This window comes from Streptomyces sp. NPDC096132, assembly GCF_044763345.1.
Classification (GTDB): Bacteria; Actinomycetota; Actinomycetes; order Streptomycetales; family Streptomycetaceae; genus Streptomyces.
This window is the reverse complement of sequence record NZ_JBIWGA010000001.1, coordinates 194855-214714: the sequence shown is the minus strand read 5'-3', so window position 1 is coordinate 214714 and position 19860 is coordinate 194855. Positions and strand designations below refer to the sequence as shown.

The window sequence follows — 19860 nt, the reverse complement described above, 5'->3', positions numbered from 1 at the left end:
ACGGTAGCTGACACACCGTCAGATGACTAGGGCGCGACGTCCTCCCAGACGGAGAACGCGGCGTGGGCAGTGATCATGAAGCCGACGCAGAAGGCGATCATCAGGCCGAGGAAGACCAGCAGACAGCCGGACTCGGCGAAGAGCCGCCCGTGCGCCGGGGGTCGGGCCGTGGCCTGCTCGGGGCGGTCGGCCGGGTAGAAGACGGTGACGATGTCACCCTCCAGGGTCGTCCCCGGGCCGTCCTCCTCCTCGAACCGGACCGTGCGGCCCTCCCTGGTGGTGAACTCGTAGACGTGGTGCAGGGTCGTCACCACCCGGTGGTGCTCACCGCTGGTGGTCCTGGTCGTGGTGTACGTCCGCAGACAGCGCGCCTCGGCCGTCAGACCGCTGTCCCAGGCCCGGGTGGCCCGGCGGGAGCGGTTGATCACCCCGTACATCGCGAGGAGCAGTCCGGCGATCATGATCGACGGCACGATGAAGAAGAAGATGTCCATACGGGTCCCCCGAACTCCGAGCACCAGCCTGGTCGGCCGGTGTGCTGGGAACGTACCCGGCGGTAGCGCCGGATCGCCTCAAGGAATGCTCAGAGATCGGAGAGGGCGCTCAGAGATCGGACGCGGACACCCACAGCCAGACGACGAGGCCGACGACGGCGAAGCAGGCCACCCCGAGCACCGCGCCCGCGAGATTCCTGCCGTGCCGCGGCTCGGACGCCGTGGCCCGCTCCGGCGCATCGGCCGTGTAGTGGACACGGACCTCGTCACCGGCGTCACGTGAGGACGGTCCGCCGCTCTCCGTGAAGCGCACGACCCGGCCGTCGTGGGTGGTGAACTCGTACTCGTGCCAGCGCACCCGACGGGCCGCGGAAACGACCGTCTCCGTGGTCTCCCAGGCCCGCACCACCCGGCCGCTCGCGCTCAGTCCGTTCCAGGCGGCCCGCCGCCGCAGGGCGCGGTGCACCACGGAGCCCCCGGCCACCAGGCAGAGGACGACCATCAGCAGGGCGAAGACGTCGGAGCCGTCCATGCGGCACGCACCCCCCGTATGCCGTCGTCGGGACCCGCGCGCGCCGGCCCGGAGGCGATTCCGGTTCCGGCGCACGTGGACCTGACTCGAGAGTGCCTCAGAAAGTGACGTCCGAACAGGCGTAGAACGCGTTGCCGGTGTCGGCGATCGTCCAGACCGCGAGGATCACGTGGTGCCCGCTGAGACCCGACGGCAGGGTGCCGCTGTGGGAGAGGGTGGCGGGCGGACGCTGGTTGTTGTAGGGGACGGTGAGGAACGGGGTGAGGTTGAGGTCGGAGCGGGCCAGGTTGTGGTTCTGGTTCCAGCCCTGCTTGGTGACGTAGTACTTGAAGTCGGTCGTGGCGTGCATCGCGGTGAACTGCCAGCGGAAGGTGTAGCTCTGACCGCCGGACACCTTGGTGGTCGGCCACGCCCCGCCCGAGGGGGTCTTCGGACTGTCGAGCTGGGCGAAGCGGGTGTTGTTCGCGGAGCAGATCCGTCCGTCGGCCGCCCCTGAGCCCGGGAAGCCCTTCGGACCTTCGACGCTCTGCGGCTCCCACTGGATGTCGCCGCAGTTCGTCACCGTGCCGTTCTGACAGAGCTTCTGCCGACTGATGGGGAGGTCGGTGTAGCCGTGGCTGCTGGCGCCGCCGGCGGAGAGCACGAAGGCTCCCGCCGTGGTGAGCCCGAGCACGGCGGCGTAGAGCTTGGTCCTTGTGCGCATGCTGCCGCTCCTGGAGAACGTGGGGAGTTCTTCGGGCCGATGAGCCCGAGAGCCGTGCAGGTCTAGACCAAGTTCGAGATTATTGCCGTTTCATGGGCATGTCCAGACCAATCACGGTGCCTGTTCCCCGCGCCCCGCGGCGAACGCCACCGTCAGGTCCTTCACCAGCGCCTTGCGCTCGTAGTCGTCGAGATCCACCAGGCCCCGCATGGTCAGCCGGGTCACCGTGTCCTCCACCGAGTCGACGACCGAGGTCAGCACGGTCGCGCGGTGCTGGGCGTCGAGCGCGGCGATCCGGCGCCGGTGCATCGCGGCGGCGACCTCCGGGGCGTACTCGATCCGCAGCGGCTGCACCGAGTACACCTCCAGGCCGATCGCCCCCGCGTCCCGCGCGACCCGCCGGGTCAGCACCTCCCCCGCCGCCTCGACCGAACCCCGGCCCGCGCCCGGCGGCTCCACCGGGATCCGGGCCAGCGCCGCCTCGACGCAGTCACGCAGATACGTCTCGTGGTCCTCGACGCCCAGCGTGGCCCGCGCGGTGTCCCGCACCCGCCACACCACGAGGACGACCACCCGGAGCGCGACCCCGCTGCCGTCGGCCGCCGCCATCGGCTCGCTGCGCCAGTGCCGCAGCCGTACGTCGACCCGGCGGCGCAGCAGCAGGGGGTTGACCCACAGCAGACCGGTACGGCGGACGGTCCCCCGGTAGCGGCCGAACAGGCCGAGCACCCAGGCCCGCCCGGTCCGCCCCCGCGCCAGCCCGCCGAAGCCGAACAGGCCCAGGGCGCCCGCGCCCGCGTACGCCGCCCACTGCGCCGGACCGAGCCCGGACCCCGCCCACGCGGGCAACCGCAGCGCCTCCTCCACGAGCGGCGGCAGCACCCCCGCCCACCACGAGGTGGCCACGCACCCCGCCGCCCCGCAGACCCCGGCGACCACACCGGCCGCGCCGGGCAGCACCCGCGCGGGCCGCTCCACCAGGGCGGGGTCGACCTCGGCGAGCGGCCGCGCCTTCGCCGCCACCGGCCGCCGCAGCCTCGGCTGCTCCCCGGTCCCCGCCCGGCTCCCCACCACCGTCGGCCCGACCGGCACCGCCCGCGGCCCGGCCTCGTCCCGGAACAGCAGATGGACGGGGATCTCGGTGGTCGACTCGACCTGGATGAGCCGCGTGGGCCGCCCCTGCCCGGCCTCGCCCCCCTCGCCCCGTGACGCCTGCTCGGCCACCCTGCCGTGCACCCCGTCCGGCCCCGGCTCCACGGTCGGCTCCCCCGGCGCGGCGGACCGGGACGACTCCTCGGCCGGGGCGTCCGCCGACGTGTGTCCGCTCGGTCCGGACGGGGGCTCGGGCTCAGGTGTCTGTGAAGTGGTCGTGTGCATTGCGTGCCTCCAGCCTCCGCGCCAGATACGCCATGACAGTCGTTCGGTGACAGTGAGTCGGTTACGAGGAGCAGTCGGGTCACGGGAAGAGCCGGGTCACGAGGAGCAGCCGGGTCACGAGAAGAGCCGGCGCCAGGTCTCCGGGCCCGGGTAGCCGTCCGCCGCGCCGCCGCGCCAGCCCTGGGCGCGCTGGAACGCCTCGACGGCACGCCGGTCCGCCTCGCCCCAGCGCGGTCCCGGACCCTTGGCGTAGTACCTGCCGAACCCTTTCTGCACCAGCTGCCTCCCCAGCTGGGTGACATACGTGTTGTGGGCGCCGGGACGGAACATGCCCCGCCCCGGGAAGGCCGGGGCACCCGCGGGCGAGGACGGAGCGGCGGGGAACGGCCCCACGGTCGCCGCGACGTCCCTGCCCTTCCCCGTGACCAGCAGCCACCATGTCCGCGGTCCCGGCATGCCGTCCGCGTCCGCGTCGCGCCAGCCCTGGGCCTGCTGGAAGGCCCGGGTGGCCCGGCGGTCGGCGTCCGACCAGCGGGGACCGGGCCCCGAGGTGTAGAAACGGGCCGCGCCGCGCGCGACGAGGAGCCGGCCCAGTTGGGTGACGTACGGGTTGTCGGCGCCGGGGCCGAAGAACGACCGCCCGGGGTACGGCGTCTCCCGCGCCCCGGGCCCGGCACCCGGGGTGTCACCCCTGCCCGCCGCACCGACCGGCTCCTGCGCGCCCGTCCCCGCCACGAGGCCCTTGTAGCGGTAGGCGACATAGCTGTCCGCATGCGTCCAATAGGCGTACGGGGTGGCCTGGCGGCGGGCGGTCGGGCGGGTCTCCTCGTAGGCGATGTAGTAGCTGTGGGTGTAGTCCGTCCAGCCGCCGAAAATGACGACGTGCGAGCCTTTCCGGGGGTCCTCGGGATTGTGGAAGAGGAGAATGTCGCCGGGCTGGAGTTCCTCCTTGGAAATACGCGTGCCGTACTGGTCGAGGGTGCCCGTCCACTCGTTCCCGGGCAGATGCCAGGCCATCGAGACGAATCCCGAGCAGTCCTGCCGGTAACCGTCGGACCAGAAGGCGCTCATGCTGTACGGCACCCGTGCCGCGACCCATTCCCTGGCCCGCCGGATGATCTCCGCGCGGGTCGTCACGGGTGTTCCGAGGACGCCCGTCGGCTGTGCGGGCTTCCCGCCCGGGCCGTGCAGCGGCGCCTTGCCACCCTGCGGGGTCTCGGGCTCGTCACCTGCGGGAATGCTCGGCCTGGCGGGTGTCTGCGGGGCGGCGAGGGCGGGTACGCCGTGACCGGCGCCGATCGCCGCGGCGGTCGCGGCGGCGACGACCAGGGTCCGGTGGGCGGCGGGGTGACCACCGAACCGGGCATGCCCCGGGGAAGAGGAAGAGGGACTCGTCCGGCGCCGGTGAACGCATCCGGGGCAGTCGCAGTCACTCGCGGGATCGAATTCCTCGAATACCGGAGTCTCCATGCGATTCCCCTCACACTCCAGATGGAAATGTCCGCGGCTGTGTACGTTCGCCAGTTTCTCAACTGTGTTCCGGACGCGCATGCTGACGGTCCGAATGATGTACGCGGGCCCGGGGAGGGTTCGGGGTCGGGAGCGGGTGGTCAAACACACCCCTCGGGGTCCTGTAGAGTGACGACGTCAGCAGGCGCCGCTAGCTCAGTTGGTTAGAGCAGCTGACTCTTAATCAGCGGGTCCGGGGTTCGAGTCCCTGGCGGCGCACCGACCAAGAAGGCCCCTCGCGAAAGCGAGGGGCCTTCTTGTCACCCGGCACCCAGACGCGGTGGGTGAGAGTGCCGTGACCGTCAACGGGTGAGGTCGAGTGCGTACTCCGGCCACCACTCCCCCGCCTTCGGGCCCCCCTTGCACTCCCCGTCCGACTGCCCCGGGCGCTTCACCCACAGGTAGGCGTCCACGAGGGGGTCGGCCGTGGAGGTCGTCGGGGTTTCGCCGAGGGCCCGGCCCGGGGGGTTGCACCAGCGTTCCGTCGGGTCGCCCTCCCGGTAGGGGCCGTTGCCGTTGCGGCTGGTGTCGATGACGAAGTGCTTGCCGCCGACCTTGGCGGAGAGCTGTTTGCCGTACGCCAGGGAGTCCTCGGTGGAGTAGAAGTTGGAGACGTTGACGGCGAAGCCGTCGGCACGGGCGAGGCCGGCGCGTTCCAGCGGCCCGTCGATCCGGTCGGGGTGGCCCCAGCCCGCGTTGCCCGCGTCCAGGTAGACCCTGGTGTTCTTCAGGGACTTGAGGGTGGTGACCGCGCCGTCCAGCAGGTCGTAGCGCTCCTCGTGGAGGGCGGCCGGGGTGCAGCCGTCGACCAGGTGGAGCAGCGCGTCGGGTTCCAGGACGACGAGCGCGGGGCGGTCGGCGATGCCCCGCGCCACCGCGGCGGTCCAGGCGCGGTAGGCGGCGCCGTCGGCCGCGCCGCCCTTGGAGTACTGGCCGCAGTCGCGGTGCGGGATGTCGTAGAGGACGAGGACCGGGGTGCGGCCCGCCCGGGCCGCGGCCTCGGTGAAGCCGCGGGCCTCCGCCTCCGGGTTCTCGGGGCCGAGCCACTGGCCGCTCGGCTGCTCGGCGATCCGGCGGATCGCCGCCGCCTCGGCCTGCTTGCCCTCTTCCTCGTACGCCGCGACCTGACGGGGCGCCGAGCCGTCGGGGTTGACCCAGAACGGGTCGGCATCCCGGGGCTCCTGGGTGCCACCGGGCTCGGTCGTGGTCCGCTCGGCCGCCTCGGTCCCGGTGCCGCCCTCGGTGTCGCCGCCCGTGGAGCATCCCGCGAGCAGCAGTGCCGCGCCCAGCAGAGCCGCGGTCCCCCTCCTGACGTACATCCGCATCCCCCTTCGCTGCACGGACTTACCCCGCTTTATCCTGACATCGACATAGGACACGCGCCGCCCACGAGAGCGGCAGGGGCCGGGGGGCGTCGGGGTTCAGGTGCGGCCGGTCAGATACGCCGACACGATCACGTTCGCCGTGTAGCTGCCGCTCGCCCGGTCGAAGGTGCCGCCGCAGGTGATCAGGCGCAGTTCGGCGCGGTCCGGCAGGCGGCTGCCGTAGGCCCGTCGGGCGTCGAAGTGGTCGCGCTGGACGACCTCGACGTCGTCGACGGTGAACTCGGCGATCCTCCCGTCGTCGCGGGCCACCCGGATCGTCTCCCCCGCCCGCATGGTGCTGAGCTTGTAGAAGACGGCGGGGCGGGTCCGGGTGTCGACGTGCCCGACCATCAGGGCGGTGCCCTTGGCGCCGGGTTTCGCGCCGGCCGCGTACCAGCCGACGACGCCCGCCTGGTCGAACGGCGGCGGGTCGATCGCGCCCTGGGTGTCCAGTCCGCGGGCGACGACCGGCGCCTGGACACCCAGTTCGGGGATGTCGACGCGCTGGGGCAGCGCCGCCGCCAACGGCTCGGCGGCGGGCGGCAGCGCGGCGTCCGCCGGGCGGCCCACGGCGGCCACGTCACCCGTGGTCGGCGCGGACATTCCCGGCCGTACGTCGGTCACCTCGCGCCCCCACAGCCACAGCCCGAGCAGCAGCACCGCCCAGGCCAGGCCGGTGACGAAGCGCCCGGAGGAGCGTTCGCGGTCGGACATGGCTCAGCCCCTGCGGCTCCGGCGGGCACCGCGGGTCCCGCGGGCACCGCGGGTGCTGCGGTACGCGACGACGCCCGCGGCGACACCCGCCAGGACCAGCCCGGTGACCGCCTGGGCGGTGCCGGGGCCCTCCACCCGTGCCTCGTCGGCGGCGGCTAGCGGCGCGGCGCCGCCACCGCCCGCCTGCACGGGGGCGACGGGAGAGGCGTGGGTGGCGGGGGCCGACGGCTGGTCCGACCGCGGCGGTGCCTGGGCCACGACCTGGATCCGGCCCTTCACCTGGAAGTCGACGCAGCTGATCTTCACGTCGTAGGTGCCGGCCTCGATCGAGGAGCGAACCCGGGTCTCGCCGACGAGCGTGCCGTCCGTACCGACGAGCCGGACGTCCGAGACGAAGGCCGCCGAGGCGGCGGTGGCCGTCCTGCCGCCGCAGCCGCTGACCTTCAGCGTGACCTCGGCGCCGGGCGCGGGCGTCGACGGCGTCACGGAGACGCTGCCGCCCCCGCTCCCGCCGTCCACGCCCCAGACATGAGCGGTCGGAACGAACACCGCGGCAGCGGCCGCGACGCCCGCACAGAACGTGACTTTCAGTGAACTCATCGTGAACCTCCAGCTCTCTGGAGACTCCCCCGCCGGGACCTGATCCGCATCCTCTGGCGGGGTCTCGCTGCTCCGTCCGGGTGGCTTCCCGTGCCGACCGGGTTTCAGATCCGGTCGACGAGGTCCGCGATCGAGTCGACGACCTTCGACGGGCGGTACGGGAAGTTCTCCACCTGCTCGGGCCGGGTCAGTCCGGTGAGCACCAGGAAGGTCTGCATCCCGGCCTCCATGCCGGCCAGCACGTCGGTGTCCATGCGGTCGCCGATCATCGCGCTGGTCTCGGAGTGGGCGCCGATCGCGTTCAGGCCCGTGCGCATCATCAGGGGGTTCGGCTTGCCCGCGAAGTACGGCTGCTTGCCGGTCGCCTTGGTGATCAGCGCGGCCACGGCCCCGGTGGCCGGGAGGGGGCCCTCGGTGGAGGGGCCGGTCTCGTCCGGGTTGGTGCAGATGAAACGGGCACCGTCGTTGATCAGCCGGACGGCCTTGGTCATCGCCTCGAAGGAGTAGGTGCGGGTCTCGCCGAGGACGACGTAGTCGGGCTCGTGGTCGGTGAGGATGTAGCCGATGTCGTGCAGCGCGGTGGTCAGGCCCGCCTCGCCGATGACGTACGCCGTGCCGCCGGGCCGCTGGTCGTCCAGGAACTGGGCGGTGGCCAGGGCCGAGGTCCAGATGTTGTCGATCGGCACGTCCAGGCCCATGCGCTGGAGGCGGGCGTGCAGGTCGCGCGGCGTGTAGATCGAGTTGTTGGTGAGGACCAGGAAGGGCTTGCCCGACTCGCGGAGCTTCTTCAGGAAGGCGTCGGCGCCGGGGATCGGGACGCCCTCGTGGATGAGCACACCGTCCATGTCGGTGAGCCACGATTCGATGGGCCTGCGTTCTGCCATGTGCGGGATCTCCTGCCGTACGCCGTACGTGCGTAGGTACGCGGTGCGGTGCCGCGCACGCCTGTGCCGGTGCACGCGGGGCTGCGTGCGCCCCAGCCTAATCACACGCCCGATCTTGAGGGAATGCCCGGAATCAGGGCGTCCACCGGCTGGGACGGACGGGGCTCGGCCTCACGGCCGGGACCGGACTCCGGAAACCGCCGCACGGCCGGGGCAGGCTCCGGAAACCGCCGCGCGGCCGGGGCGGACTCCGGAAACCGCCGCGCGGCCGGGGCAGGCTCCGGAAACCGCCGCGCGGCCGGGGCGGACTCCGGAAACCGCCGCGCGGCCGGGGCAGGCTCCGGAAACCGCCGCGCGGCCGGGGCAGGCTCCGGGAAACCACCGCACGGCCGGGGCAGACTCCGGGGAAACCACCGCACGGCCGGGGCGGCTCGGCTCAGCCACGGGGCCGGGGCCGGCGGGGCTCAGTTGCGTCGGCGGGCCAGCAGGAGAGCGACGCCGGCGGCCAGGAGGCAGGCGGTGGCGGCGAGGAGGACGGGGGCGGCGGTGAGGCCGGAGCGGGCGAGCTCCGCGGCCGCGTCGGCGAGGGAGGGAGCGCCGGTGGCGTGGGGGGAGGCCGAGGCGTCGCCTTCCGGGGCGGGGGTGGCGGCGGTGGCCGTGCCGGCGGCCGAGGTCCGGTGCGGCTCGGGATCGGCGTGGGGATCCGGCTTGGGCCCGGAGCCGGGCTCGACGGCGAAGCGGTAGTCGTTCGACTGCCCGACCCAGTCGCCGTCGTCGCCGTGCCGCTGGACGACCGCCGCGTTGGCGGTGATGTCGTTGGACGCGGTGTCCGAGGTGAGCGCGAGGCGCAGCTTCACGGTGAGGGTCTTGCGGGGGCCGACGGTGAAGCCGGGGAAGGCTCCGGCCGCCCCGTCGGGACCGTCGGTGAAGGCTCCGACCAACTCGTCCTCGTCGGTCGGTTCGAAGCGGACCGGGTGCGGCCGGCCGTCCGCGTAGAAGTCGAGGTGGGGCTGGGAGGGCCGCAGGGCGCGCTCGGCGTCGACGAGGACGACGACCGGGTGGATCCCGGCGCAGGTGCGGTCGGTGGTGTTGGTGAGGTCGAGGTACCAGGTGCCGTAGCCGCCTCCGGCCCGGTAGGAGTCGGGGCCGCCGTACAGCCGGGTGGTGAGGGGGAAGGCGCCGGCGTCCGGGCCGGCGCAGGGCGAGTCCTCGTCGGCGTGCGCGGGCAGGGGAAGGAGCGCGGCGGTCGCGGCGGCGATGACGGCAGCGGCGGACGCGGCGCGACGGAGGGCGGCGGGCATGGACACTCGCATGGTCATGTGAGCTTGCCCGGGTGGACGGGGTGCGCGGCGACAACACTCCGTACGACCATGCGATATACGGCTTTTTCACCTGTTCGGTGCAGCACGGGCCTTCGGTGCAGTACGGCCCTTCGGTGCAGTACGGGCCTGTTGAGCCCACCCGGCAGGGCCCCTCAGCCGTCCCCCCGGCCGAAGACCGGCGCGAGGAGCAGTTGGGCCGCGCCGTCGGCGACCACCCGGTCCCCGCCCGGCGCGAGCCGTACCGGTACGGCGCCCTCCGGCGACCCCTCGCGCCGGGCACGGTCGGCGAGCACCGAGGTGACCCCGCGCACGAAGGGCCCCGGCGCCGCCGTGACCGTACGGCCGCCCAGCAGGACGAGGTCGATGTCGAGGAGGCCCACGAGGTTGGCGGCGCCCTCGCCGAGCACCCGGGCGGCCTCGCTCACGTCACCCTTGCCCATGGCCGCGAGGCACAGCGCCTCGACGCAGCCGCGGTTCCCGCACGAGCAGTGCAGGCCGTCCATCTGGATGACCTGGTGCCCGAACTCACCCGCCCCGGTGCGGGCCCCCCGGTGCACGGTCCCGCCGATCACCAGGCCGGCCCCGAGGCCCGTACCGAGGTGGAGGTAGGCGAAGGAGCCGTGTTCGCCGCCGACGGCGAGTCCGAGGGCGGCGGCGTTGGTGTCCTTGTCGACGACGACCGGCACCCCGAGTCGGTCGGCGAGGGCGTCGCGCAGGGGGAAGCCGTCCCACTCCGGGAAGCCGGTGACCCGATGGAGGACTCCGTGGATGTGGTCGAGCGGGCCGGGCAGGGCGACACCGACCCCGAGGAGGGAGCCGCCCGAGTCGTGCGCCAGTTCGCCGACCTCCCGCACCACGCACTCCAGGACCGCCTCGGCGCCCGCGCCCAGGTCCAGCGACACGCGCCGCTCCCCGACCACGCTGCCGTCGAGGTCGGCCAGCACGGCCCGCAGTTCGTCCCGGTCCAGGTGGACGCCGACGGCGTGTCCGGCCTCGGGGACGAGCCGCAGCAGCGTGCGCGGTTTGCCCCCGGTGGAGGCGCGGTGGCCCGCCTCCGCCGCGAAGCCCTCCTCCCGCAGTCGCGCGGTGATCTTGCTGACGGCCTGCGGGGTGAGTCCGGTGCGATCGGCGAGCTCCAGCCGGCTGATGCCGTCCCGGCCGGCCGAGCGCAGCAGGTCCAGCACCAGCGCCGCGTTGTGGTTGCGCAGGTCCGGCAGGTTCACGCCGGTCGTGCGCCCGCCTCCGTTCGTCCTGTTCACCTCTCCATTCTCCCCCCTGCTTGCACTTTGGCAACAGCGTTGCGAAAGTGGGGCTCATGACTGGACGCAAGACTGGTGAGACGGGCGAGACCCCGCTGCGCGTGGGCCTGATCGGTTACGGCCTCGCGGGCTCCGTCTTCCACGCCCCGCTGATCGCCGCCACCGAGGGCCTCGCCCTCGACACCGTGGTCACCTCGAACCCCGAGCGGCAGGAACAGGCCCGCGCCGAGTTCCCGGACGTACGGCTCGCCGCCACCGCCGAGGACCTGCTCGCCCGCGCCGACGAACTGGACCTGGTCGTCGTCGCGTCCCCCAACCGGACGCACGTCCCGCTGGCGACCGCGGCCCTGGAGGCGGGTCTCGCGGTCGTCGTCGACAAGCCCGTCGCCGGCACCGCGGCCGAGGCCCGTGGGCTGGCCACCCTCGCCGACGACCGCGGCCTGTTCCTCTCCGTCTTCCAGAACCGCCGCTGGGACAACGACTTCCTCACCCTGCGCTCGCTCCTCTCCGAGGGCGAACTGGGCGACGTATGGCGCTTCGAGTCCCGTTTCGAACGGTGGCGGCCGCAGCCGAAGGGCGGCTGGCGGGAGTCCGGCGACCCCGCAGAGATCGGAGGTCTGCTGTACGACCTCGGCAGTCATGTGGTCGACCAGGCGCTGGCGCTGTTCGGCCCGGCGGCCTCCGTGTACGCGGAGACCGATGTGCGCCGCCCGGGCGCGGAGACCGACGACGACACCTTCATCGCGCTCACCCACGCGAGCGGCGTCCGCTCCCACCTGTACGTCTCGGCCACCACCGCCCAACTCGGCCCCCGCTTCCGGGTGCTGGGCTCGAAGGCCGGCTATGTGAAGTACGGCCTCGACCCCCAGGAGGCGGACCTGCGGGACGGCAAGCGCCCGGGCCCGACGGCGGACTGGGGTACGGAGCCCGAGGAGCTGTGGGGCCGGCTCGGCTCCGGGGAATCCCCGATGACCGGCGGCGGAGTACCCGTACGGACCCTCCCCGGCGACTACCCGGCCTACTACGCTGCGGTGGCCAAGGCACTGATCGACGGCGGCCCCAACCCGGTGACCGCCGTCGAGGCGGCCGCCGCCCTCGACGTACTGGAGGCGGCCCGCCGTTCGGCACGAGACGGAGTGGTGGTGACGCTGTAATGGGCACCCACGAGCTGACCCCGAAGTTCACCCCGGAGATCACCCCCAGCCTGGAGGAGCTCCAGGCCCAGGAACGGCGGCTGGTCTTCCGCCAGTTCACGTTCGACGACGCGTGGGCGCTCGGCTCACTGCTGGTGGAGCTGGCCCGGGAACGCCAGGCGCCGGTCGCCGTCGACATCCACCGCGCCGGCCAGCAGCTCTTCCACGCCGCCCTGCCCGGCTCCACCCCCGACAACGACGCCTGGATCACCCGCAAGCGCCGGGTCGTGGAACGCTTCGGCGCCTCCTCCTACCTCGTGGGCTCCCGCTACCGCGCCAAGGGCACGACGTTCGAGGACGCCTCCCGCCTGAACCCCGACGAGTACGCGGCCCACGGCGGCTCCTTCCCGATCAACGTGGAGGGCGTGGGCATCGTGGGGTCGGTGACGGTGTCGGGCCTCCCCCAGCTGGAGGACCACCGGTTCGTGGTGGAGGTACTGGAACGGTTCTTGGAGAAGTACCTGTAGGTGAGAAGCCTCAGGGGCGCGGGGCTGCGACATGTGCGGCTCCGCCGCGTGGGCGCGAGCAACCGCGAACGGCCCGCACACACCGCACCCCCCGCGCCCATGGTTTCTCAGGCGTCCTTGAACTCCTGCCGCTGACGGCCGAGTCCAGCGATCTCCAACTCGACCACATCCCCGCCCCGAAGGAACGGCTTCGGCTCAGGCGCCCCCAGCGCCACCCCCGCCGGCGTCCCGGTATTGATCACATCCCCGGGATAAAGCACCATGAACTGACTCACGTACCGCACGACCTCCCCCACGGGAAAGATCTGCTCAGCCGTGGTCCCGTCCTGCTTCAACTCCCCGTTGACCCACAGCCGCAGCGAGAGATCCTGCGGGTCGCCCACCTCGTCGGCCGTCACCAGCCACGGCCCCAGCGGATTGAACGTCTCGCAGTTCTTCCCCTTGTCCCAGGTCCCGCCCCGCTCGATCTGGAACTCCCGCTCGGACACGTCGTGCGCCACCGCGTACCCGGCGACATGCGCGAGCCCCTCCTCGGCCGACTCCAGATAGCGGGCCGTACGCCCGATGACGACCGCCAGCTCCACCTCCCAGTCGGTCTTGGCGGACCCGCGCGGGACGAGCACGGTGTCGTACGGCCCGACGACCGTGTCCGCGGCCTTGAAGAAGACGACGGGCTCGGCGGGCGGCTCGGCGCCGGTCTCCCGGGCGTGGTCGTGGTAGTTCAGCCCGATGCACACGATCTTGCCGATGCGGCCCAGCGGCGGGCCGATCCGCAGCCCGGTCGCGTCGAGCGCCGGCAGCTCGCCGGACTCGGCGGCCGCCCGGATCCGGCCGAGCGCGTCGTCGTCGGCGAGCAACGCGCCGTCGATGTCGTCCACGACACCCGACAGGTCCCGCAGGGTCTCGTCGGCATCGAGCAGCGCGGGGCGCTCCGCCCCCGCCGTACCGACTCGCAGCAGCTTCATGATCACAATCCCCTCGATCGCGGAGCGTCCGCCGACGGGTGCAGCCATCGGATGACTGGCCGATCCTCCAAGCTCGGCGTCGGCTCCGCAATACCCGGTTCACGTACTGGACCGTCAGCGGTACAGCACCGCCCGTTCGACCGCGCTCCACGTCGTGCTGGTGATCACGTACAGCGCGGCGGCCAGCGGGACGACGGCCACGGTGATCAGGGTGAAGAAGGACAGGAACGGCATGACCTTGGTGATCGCGCCCACTCCGGGCACGTCCTGGCCGGTGCCGGTCTCGGGCAGCGGGACCCGCTTGGCCCGCAGGAAGTTGAACGTGGCGACGGCCGCGACGACGGCGAACAGCCCGAGGTAGGCCAGCCCCGCCGGCCCGAACACCCCGTCGCCGGTCAGCGCGTCCGCCCACCGGTCGCCGAGGGGTGCGGCGAGGAGCTGGTGACCGAGCAGCGCATTGGCCTCGCCGCCGATCGAGGTGCTGGAGAAGAGGTGGTAGAGGAGGAAGAAGGCGGGCAACTGGCAGAGGCTGGGCAGCAGCCCGGACAGCGGCGACACCTTCTCCCGGGCGTGCAGCTCCAGCACGGCCTGCCGCAGCTTCTCCGGGTTCCTGGCGTGCTTCTTCCGCAGCTCGGCGATCTTCGGCTGCAACGCGGTACGGGCCTTCTGGCCCCGGGCCGCAGCCCGGGAGAAGGGATGGACGAGGAGTCGTACGGCGGCGGTGAACAGGACGATCGCGGCGGCCGCGGCGGCCGCGCCGAACAAGGGCTGGAGCAGGTCGGCGAGGTGCTCGACCAGGGTGGCGAAAACGGACATGGGTGAGGAGCCCTCCGGGGGTCTCGTCGTGCCGGAACAGCGGGGATGCGCGGCATGACGACCCGCGTGGGGTCACCGGGATGAACGGGCGTGCCCTACGCGGCGGTCGTCGGGAGGGCGTGGCCGGGCGCCCGGGGGCGGGCCCGGCCGGAGGCGTCCGGGTCGCGTTGCGGCAGGAAGGCCGTACGGCGGGCGCGGTCCCTGATGGCCGTACGCACCCGGGTGGGCGGTACGGCGGGGGCGCTGCGGGCGGCGACCAGGGAGCAGACGGCGAGCGTGGAGGAGACGGCGGCGGTCGCGGCGAGCGCGACGGCGGCCGAGAGGCTGCCGGAGTCGAGGAGGAGGACGTCGAGGACGAGGAAGAGGAGGAGCGGGGCGGAACGCGGCGCGAGCCGGTCGCGGATCACGTGCCCCTCCCCTCGTCGGTTCCTACGCCTGACCCGTCTCGATCGGTTCTCCCCATGAGGACGTCCGGGACCGGCACCAGGGTTCCACACATGGGTGAGGTTGCGCCCAAGTCCCCACTTGTATCAAGGGTTTGACACAACATCCCGCCCACGGCATCTTGTACTCACCACTTGATACAAGTACCGACCCGGGGGGCCCATGCTCGACACCGTCCCACCTGAGAGACTCCTGACCCGCGCCGACCTCTGCGCCCGCTGGGCCGGACTGGCCCTGGGCGTCGCGGTCGCCCAGGCGTTGGCCACCATGGACAGCGACGACATGTCCATGCCCTTCGTGGCCGCCGTCACCGCCTTCGGGCTGTGCGCGGTGGGCGGGGTCCTCCTCGGCGACTCGCTCACGCCCGCCCCGCAGGATCCGGTCCGCACCGCCGGCCTCGCCCCGCGCCGGGTCCGGGACCACGTACCGCCGCGGATGGCCCCGCTGCTCGTCGTCCAGGCGGGATGCGTGGCCGTCCTGCTGGCCATCGGCGCCGCCATGGCCGACGCCGACTCCGCGGGCCGGGCCGGCCGGGCCCTCGCCGTCACCTGCTCCCTCGGCCCCACCCGGCTCCTCGGCCCCTGGCCCGGCCTGTACTACGCGCCCCTCATCCTCGTCTCCCTCACCCTCGGCACCGCCGCCTGCGTCTGGTCCCTGCGCCGCATCGCCCACCGCCCCGGCGAGAACCAGCAGCGCCACGACCGCAGTTGGGCGATCACCGCGGCCTGGGGGCTGCTGGTCTCCAGCCAGCTGCTGCTCGTCCTGGGGATGATCGGCAGAGTGCTGTTCTACTCGCGATGCGCCGGCATGCTGGGCAACATCACCGCCCTGGTGATCTACCCCCTGGGCCTGCTGAGCCTGTTCACCCTGGGCTGGTGCCTGTTCACCATCGTCGTCCCCCGGGCCGTGGACGATGAATGAGCCCGCCGTCCGCGTCGACACCACCAGCCAGGTGCCGCCGTACGAGCAGATCCGCGCCCAGCTCGCCGCCCTGATCCTCACCGGCCGGCTCACCGAGGGCGACCGCCTGCCGACCGTACGCCAGCTCGCCGCCGACCTCGGCCTGGCACCCGGCACCGTGGCCCGCGCCTACCGCGAACTGGAGGCCGCCGAGCTGATCCGCACCCGCCGCGGCGCCGGCACCCGGGTCGCGGCCCTGCCCTCCGAGCCCCAGCACCCCGACGCCGCCCGACTCGCCACCCTGGCCCGCGACTTCACCTCGGCCGCCCGCGCCCTGGGCGCCGGCACCGACGCCATCCTGACCGCCGTACGGGAGGCGCTGCGGGAGCGGTCGTAGCCCGAGGACCCGCCGTCCGACGCGACCAGCGACCCACCGCCGACGGCCGTGAACGCGTTCCGTCACGCACGCGGCTGCGTCGCCACCAGCTTCCCCCACACCACCAGCCGGAACCGCGAGGTGTACTCGGGTGTGCAGGTGGTGAGGGTGAGGTAGTGGCCGGCGGTGGTGTAGCCGTAGGCGGGCCTGGTGAGGGAACGGGGCACGGGCTGGATGACGCCCGAATCACGGGGTGCGGTCTGCGGCAGAATCTTGTCGACGACGTACGTGTACGTCGCGTCCCTGGTCTCCACCACCACCTTGTCCCCCTTCCCCACGTGGTTGAGGTACCGGAACGGCTCGCCGTGGGTGTTGCGATGCCCGGCCAGCGCGAAGTTGCCTGCCTGGCCCGGCTGTTGGGTGTGGGCGTAGTGGCCGACGTACCCCTTGTTGAGCACCTTCTGCTTGCTGGTGCCCTCGGCGACGGGGACGCGGAGACCGAGGCTCGGGATGCGGAGGACGGCGTAGGCCTGGGAGGGGCGGGGGGTGGAGGAGGACGCCCTGGTGGTGCCGCCGGACCGGGCGGGGTCGCGGTCACCCGAGCCGGACTCGCCGTCGCTGCCGCTCTCACCGCCGGCGTCCCCGGAGCCGTCGTCGGCCCCGACCCCCGACTCCCACTCCCGCTCCAGCGCCTCCACCCGCCGCTCGGCCCCCTCCCTCGCCTCCCGGTTGGTCCACCACAGCTGATGGGCGACCAGGAGCAGCACCAACACCCCGCCGGTCACGAGGAGTTCCGCGCCGGTCCAGAGCACCCTCCGATACCGGGCGCGCCGTCGGCGGGTGCTGTGCTGCACAAGGGGGATCCGCACGCCGGGCACGATAAGGGGAGCGGGACAAGGTCTCCAGACCCGTACATACGACACCCGCTCCCACTCCGCCCCGTTCGTCCCCTCGAACCCGCGGACGCCCTTTCTCCACAGGTTTGAGAAAGGGCTGTCATAACTCTCGACAACCCCACACGCCACACCCGATGCTTCGTGTCGGCCGAACGGGACCGGCCACTCGGCCGAACGCAATCGGCCATGACTCGGAGCGGAGTAGCCATGATCCGACGCAGGACACTGCTGGCCGCCACCGGCGGCGCGCTGTTCGGAAGCGCGCTGGCCACGGGCACCGCCCACGCCGACGCGACGATTTCCGTCAACCCGTCGACGAACTACGGCACCTGGGAGGGCTGGGGCACCTCCCTCGCCTGGTGGGCGAACGTCTTCGGCACCCGGAACGACTTCGCCGACGCCTTCTTCACGACCAACTCCGTGTCCTACAACGGCACGACCCTCCCCGGCCTCGGCCTGAACATCGCCCGCTACAACCTCGGCGCGTGCAGCTGGAACACGGTGAACGGCGAGTCGATGGTGGCCTCCGCCAACATCCCCGCCTTCAAGCAGATCGAGGGCTACTGGCAGGACTGGAACAACGAGGACCCCACGTCCTCGGCCTGGGACTGGACGGCGGACGCCACCCAGCGCGCGATGCTGCAGAAGGCGGTGGCGCGCGGCGCGACCACCGAGCTCTTCGCCAACTCCCCCATGTGGTGGATGTGCCTGAACCACAACCCCTCCGGCGCCTCCGGCGGCGGCAACAACCTCCAGTCCTGGAACTACCGCCAGCACGCCTCCCATCTGGCCGCCGTGGCCCTGTACGCCAAGAACAACTGGGGCGTGAACTTCGCGACGGTCGACCCCTTCAACGAACCGTCCTCGTCCTGGTGGACGGCGACCGGGACCCAGGAGGGCTGCCACATGGACTCGACCGTCCAGGCGGCCGTACTGCCGTACATGCGCAGCGAGCTGGACAAGCGCGGCCTGACGTCGACGAAGATCTCCGCGAGCGACGAGACCAGCTACGACCTCGCCCGCACGACCTGGAACTCCTTCTCGTCGACGACGAAGGGCTATGTGAACCGGGTCAACGTCCACGGCTACCAGGGCTCGGGCGGCCGACGGGACCTCCTCTACACGGACGTCGTCACCACGGCAGGCAAGGCCCTGTGGAACTCCGAGACCGGCGACGGCGACGGCACCGGCTACACCATGGCCTTCAACCTCCTCTACGACTTCCGCTGGCTGCACCCGACGGCCTGGGTCTACTGGCAGGTCATGGACCCGACGGCGGGCTGGGGAGTGATCAAGTACGACGCGAGCACGCTGCAGGCCGGCGCCGTCGAGACGAAGTACTACGTGATGGCCCAGTTCAGCCGCCACATCCGCCCCGGCATGAAGATCCTCGACACGGGCGTGAGCTACGCGACGGCCGCCTACGACTCCTCGGCGAAACGCCTGGTGATCGTGGCCCTGAACACCTCGACCTCCGCCCAGACCCTCACCTTCAACCTCTCGAACTTCACGACGGTGACCGGCGGCACGGGCGGCCTGGTCCCCCGCTGGAGCACCCTGACCACGGGCGGCGGCGACCTGTACACGGCCCGCTCGGACACCTACCTCAGCGGCAAGACGGTGGCACTGTCCTTCCCGGCGAAGTCGGTGCAGACGCTGCAGGTGGACGGGGTGACGATCTAGGACGGTCACCGGTCCCCCCGCGAGGTGAGGCCTCTGGCCTGCAGATACCTCACCTTCGTCACCGGCGGGCAGTACGGTGTCGTGCATGCGCCCCGACACGCCCGCCGAAAACGTCGACCACACCGCCGAAGCGGCACGCCTGGAGCGAACCGCCGGCCTGTATCCCGAGGACGCGGAAGCCCTGCTCCTGCAGGCCGCGGCCCATCTGGAACTGGCCGGCGACCGCCCCGCGGCGACGGCCTTCTACGACCGCCTCCTGTCCTCCCCTGAGAGCCTGGACACCCCCCACCTGGTCCGGGCCCTGAAGGCCTCGAACCTCTGGGAGTACGGCCACGAGGCAGAGGCCCGAGCGATCATCGAGGGCCTGCGCGCCGCCGCCCCCCGCGACCCGGCCCCCTGGGTGATCGTCGCGGAGTCCCTGGAGTCCCACGACGAGCTGGAGGCGGCGGAGGCGGCGTTCACGGAAGGAGCCGGCCTGCTCCTGACGGACGTGACGGAGCCCCCGTACTCCACGCATCCCCTCCTCTTCGGCCGCCACCGCGTACGGCGGATGCTCGGCGCCCCCCACGACGACTGGGACCTCCTCGCCGACACCCTCCACTCCTCCCCGGTCTCCCTGGACGAACTCCACGACCCGAAACGCGTCTGGTCCCTCGGCTCGGACAACCCCGCGGAACTGGCGGCAGAAATCTCCCGCCTGCGGGCCGAACTGGGCGCATACCGGGAGGCTCTCTCCCGGCCCTTCCCGGTCGCGGTCCTCCACTGGCCGTCCGGCGAACTGACGGAACTCCTCGCCGCCTACCCGACCCTGGAAACGGAGTACCCCTCCCACGAGGAGCACCTCGAGACGATAGAAGGCTCCTTGCGGGAACTGTCGGCTTCCGGCACCCCGAACCTCGGGATCGTCACAGGGACGGTCCCTTCCTACGAGGCCTTCGCCGCCTCGGAGGGCGCCTCCCCGGGGGACGGCGACCTGCTGCCGCAGTACGCGACGACGCTGGCAGCACGGGGGCGGGCTGTGGCTTGGCCGCCGCAGAGGGGGGCGTCCTGCTGGTGCGGATCGGGGAGCGCATATGAGGGGTGCCACGGGGTGTAACGGCCGAGCCCCGTCCTTCAACCACTGGGCCGGCATCGCTCGCGAGCCGGTCCGGTCTTGGTGAATCCAGGTGCGCTCTGCCGACAATGGGGAACAAGCTGGTGTCTCCCTGAGGCGGAAGAAACGATTTACGCAGCCTCGATACCTGTTGAGCTCCAAACCGGCAGTGGCATGATCGAGGCATGACAGATAGCGCTAGCAGGATCACTCCTGGGGACGTTGTCACTCGAGCCCAGATCCGCAAGGTGTTCGGGGGGAGCCCACAA

21 protein-coding genes and 1 tRNA gene are annotated in these 19860 nt (G+C 72.2%); 7 read left to right on the top strand and 15 right to left on the bottom strand.

Going from position 1 to position 19860, the window contains the following annotated elements; all coding sequences use genetic code 11:
• Positions 1 to 26: 26 nt before the first annotated feature.
• The 5 genes from ACIRF9_RS00980 to ACIRF9_RS00960 form a co-directional block, all read right to left on the bottom strand.
• A complete protein-coding gene (locus tag ACIRF9_RS00980) occupies positions 27 to 494 on the bottom strand; it encodes a DUF3592 domain-containing protein (RefSeq protein ID WP_403814326.1) in 468 nt (155 codons plus the stop codon).
• Between the two features lie 109 nt (positions 495 to 603).
• On the bottom strand, positions 604 to 1026 hold the full coding sequence (locus tag ACIRF9_RS00975) for a DUF3592 domain-containing protein (protein WP_403814323.1): 423 nt from the start codon (positions 1024 to 1026) through the stop codon (positions 604 to 606).
• A gap of 97 nt (positions 1027 to 1123) precedes the next feature.
• Positions 1124 to 1729: a lytic polysaccharide monooxygenase gene (locus tag ACIRF9_RS00970; RefSeq protein ID WP_403814321.1), complete on the bottom strand. Its 606-nt coding sequence runs from the start codon at positions 1727 to 1729 to the stop codon at positions 1124 to 1126.
• A gap of 111 nt (positions 1730 to 1840) precedes the next feature.
• Positions 1841 to 3106 carry an SPFH domain-containing protein gene (locus ACIRF9_RS00965; protein ID WP_403814318.1) on the bottom strand — a complete coding sequence of 422 codons (1266 nt, stop codon included), beginning with the start codon at positions 3104 to 3106 and terminating at the stop codon, positions 1841 to 1843.
• 114 nt (positions 3107 to 3220) lie between these two features.
• On the bottom strand, positions 3221 to 4576 hold the full coding sequence (locus tag ACIRF9_RS00960; protein ID WP_403814315.1) for a peptidoglycan-binding protein: 1356 nt from the start codon (positions 4574 to 4576) through the stop codon (positions 3221 to 3223).
• Between the two features lie 184 nt (positions 4577 to 4760).
• Between ACIRF9_RS00960 and ACIRF9_RS00955 the strand changes: the two genes are divergently transcribed.
• Positions 4761 to 4834 (top strand) — tRNA-Lys (locus ACIRF9_RS00955).
• An 83-nt stretch (positions 4835 to 4917) separates the two neighbouring features.
• Here ACIRF9_RS00955 and ACIRF9_RS00950 read toward each other — a convergent pair.
• From ACIRF9_RS00950 to ACIRF9_RS00925, 6 genes are all read right to left on the bottom strand, one after another.
• On the bottom strand, positions 4918 to 5934 hold the full coding sequence (locus ACIRF9_RS00950) for a glycoside hydrolase family 6 protein (RefSeq protein WP_403814312.1): 1017 nt from the start codon (positions 5932 to 5934) through the stop codon (positions 4918 to 4920).
• Positions 5935 to 6036: 102 nt separating this feature from the next.
• Positions 6037 to 6693 carry a class F sortase gene (locus ACIRF9_RS00945; protein WP_403814309.1) on the bottom strand — a complete coding sequence of 219 codons (657 nt, stop codon included), beginning with the start codon at positions 6691 to 6693 and terminating at the stop codon, positions 6037 to 6039.
• A gap of 3 nt (positions 6694 to 6696) precedes the next feature.
• Positions 6697 to 7293: a hypothetical protein gene (locus ACIRF9_RS00940; protein WP_403814306.1), complete on the bottom strand. Its 597-nt coding sequence runs from the start codon at positions 7291 to 7293 to the stop codon at positions 6697 to 6699.
• Between the two features lie 104 nt (positions 7294 to 7397).
• Positions 7398 to 8177, bottom strand: coding sequence for an HAD-IIA family hydrolase (locus ACIRF9_RS00935; protein ID WP_403814303.1), 780 nt, complete (start codon positions 8175 to 8177; stop codon positions 7398 to 7400).
• 464 nt (positions 8178 to 8641) lie between these two features.
• Positions 8642 to 9478, bottom strand: coding sequence for a hypothetical protein (locus ACIRF9_RS00930; protein ID WP_403814300.1), 837 nt, complete (start codon positions 9476 to 9478; stop codon positions 8642 to 8644).
• Between the two features lie 173 nt (positions 9479 to 9651).
• A complete protein-coding gene (locus ACIRF9_RS00925) occupies positions 9652 to 10758 on the bottom strand; it encodes an ROK family protein (RefSeq protein ID WP_403814298.1) in 1107 nt (368 codons plus the stop codon).
• Between the two features lie 56 nt (positions 10759 to 10814).
• On the opposite strand from ACIRF9_RS00925, the gene ACIRF9_RS00920 reads away from it, so the two are divergent.
• Together ACIRF9_RS00920 and ACIRF9_RS00915 are read left to right on the top strand one after the other, a co-directional pair.
• Positions 10815 to 11912: a Gfo/Idh/MocA family oxidoreductase gene (locus tag ACIRF9_RS00920; RefSeq protein ID WP_403814295.1), complete on the top strand. Its 1098-nt coding sequence runs from the start codon at positions 10815 to 10817 to the stop codon at positions 11910 to 11912.
• Complete coding sequence (locus ACIRF9_RS00915) at positions 11912 to 12418, top strand: heme-degrading domain-containing protein (RefSeq protein ID WP_403814292.1); 507 nt, start codon at positions 11912 to 11914, stop codon at positions 12416 to 12418. The genes ACIRF9_RS00920 and ACIRF9_RS00915 overlap by 1 nt, the downstream gene beginning before the upstream one ends.
• A 107-nt stretch (positions 12419 to 12525) precedes the next feature.
• Here ACIRF9_RS00915 and ACIRF9_RS00910 read toward each other — a convergent pair whose 3' ends face one another.
• The 3 genes from ACIRF9_RS00910 to ACIRF9_RS00900 form a co-directional block, all read right to left on the bottom strand.
• Positions 12526 to 13383: a fumarylacetoacetate hydrolase family protein gene (locus tag ACIRF9_RS00910; protein WP_403814290.1), complete on the bottom strand. Its 858-nt coding sequence runs from the start codon at positions 13381 to 13383 to the stop codon at positions 12526 to 12528.
• Positions 13384 to 13497: 114 nt separating this feature from the next.
• Positions 13498 to 14199, bottom strand: coding sequence for a YidC/Oxa1 family membrane protein insertase (locus ACIRF9_RS00905; RefSeq protein ID WP_403814287.1), 702 nt, complete (start codon positions 14197 to 14199; stop codon positions 13498 to 13500).
• Positions 14200 to 14294: 95 nt separating this feature from the next.
• Positions 14295 to 14606, bottom strand: coding sequence for a DUF6412 domain-containing protein (locus ACIRF9_RS00900; protein WP_403814284.1), 312 nt, complete (start codon positions 14604 to 14606; stop codon positions 14295 to 14297).
• A gap of 199 nt (positions 14607 to 14805) precedes the next feature.
• Here ACIRF9_RS00900 and ACIRF9_RS00895 point away from each other — a divergent pair, with 199 nt between their 5' ends.
• Together ACIRF9_RS00895 and ACIRF9_RS00890 are read left to right on the top strand one after the other, a co-directional pair.
• On the top strand, positions 14806 to 15564 hold the full coding sequence (locus ACIRF9_RS00895) for a hypothetical protein (RefSeq protein ID WP_403814281.1): 759 nt from the start codon (positions 14806 to 14808) through the stop codon (positions 15562 to 15564).
• The gene (locus ACIRF9_RS00890) at positions 15557 to 15940 is read left to right on the top strand and encodes a GntR family transcriptional regulator (RefSeq protein ID WP_403814278.1); all 384 of its coding nucleotides are present in this window, start codon (positions 15557 to 15559) and stop codon (positions 15938 to 15940) included. The genes ACIRF9_RS00895 and ACIRF9_RS00890 overlap by 8 nt, the downstream gene beginning before the upstream one ends.
• A gap of 62 nt (positions 15941 to 16002) precedes the next feature.
• Here ACIRF9_RS00890 and ACIRF9_RS00885 read toward each other — a convergent pair whose 3' ends face one another.
• Positions 16003 to 16788: a class E sortase gene (locus tag ACIRF9_RS00885; protein ID WP_403814275.1), complete on the bottom strand. Its 786-nt coding sequence runs from the start codon at positions 16786 to 16788 to the stop codon at positions 16003 to 16005.
• Positions 16789 to 17022: 234 nt separating this feature from the next.
• Between ACIRF9_RS00885 and ACIRF9_RS00880 the strand changes: the two genes are divergently transcribed.
• A complete protein-coding gene (locus tag ACIRF9_RS00880) occupies positions 17023 to 18498 on the top strand; it encodes a beta-1,6-galactanase (RefSeq protein WP_403814272.1) in 1476 nt (491 codons plus the stop codon).
• A gap of 85 nt (positions 18499 to 18583) precedes the next feature.
• On the top strand, positions 18584 to 19594 hold the full coding sequence (locus ACIRF9_RS00875) for a hypothetical protein (protein ID WP_403814270.1): 1011 nt from the start codon (positions 18584 to 18586) through the stop codon (positions 19592 to 19594).
• Positions 19595 to 19860: the final 266 nt, after the last annotated feature.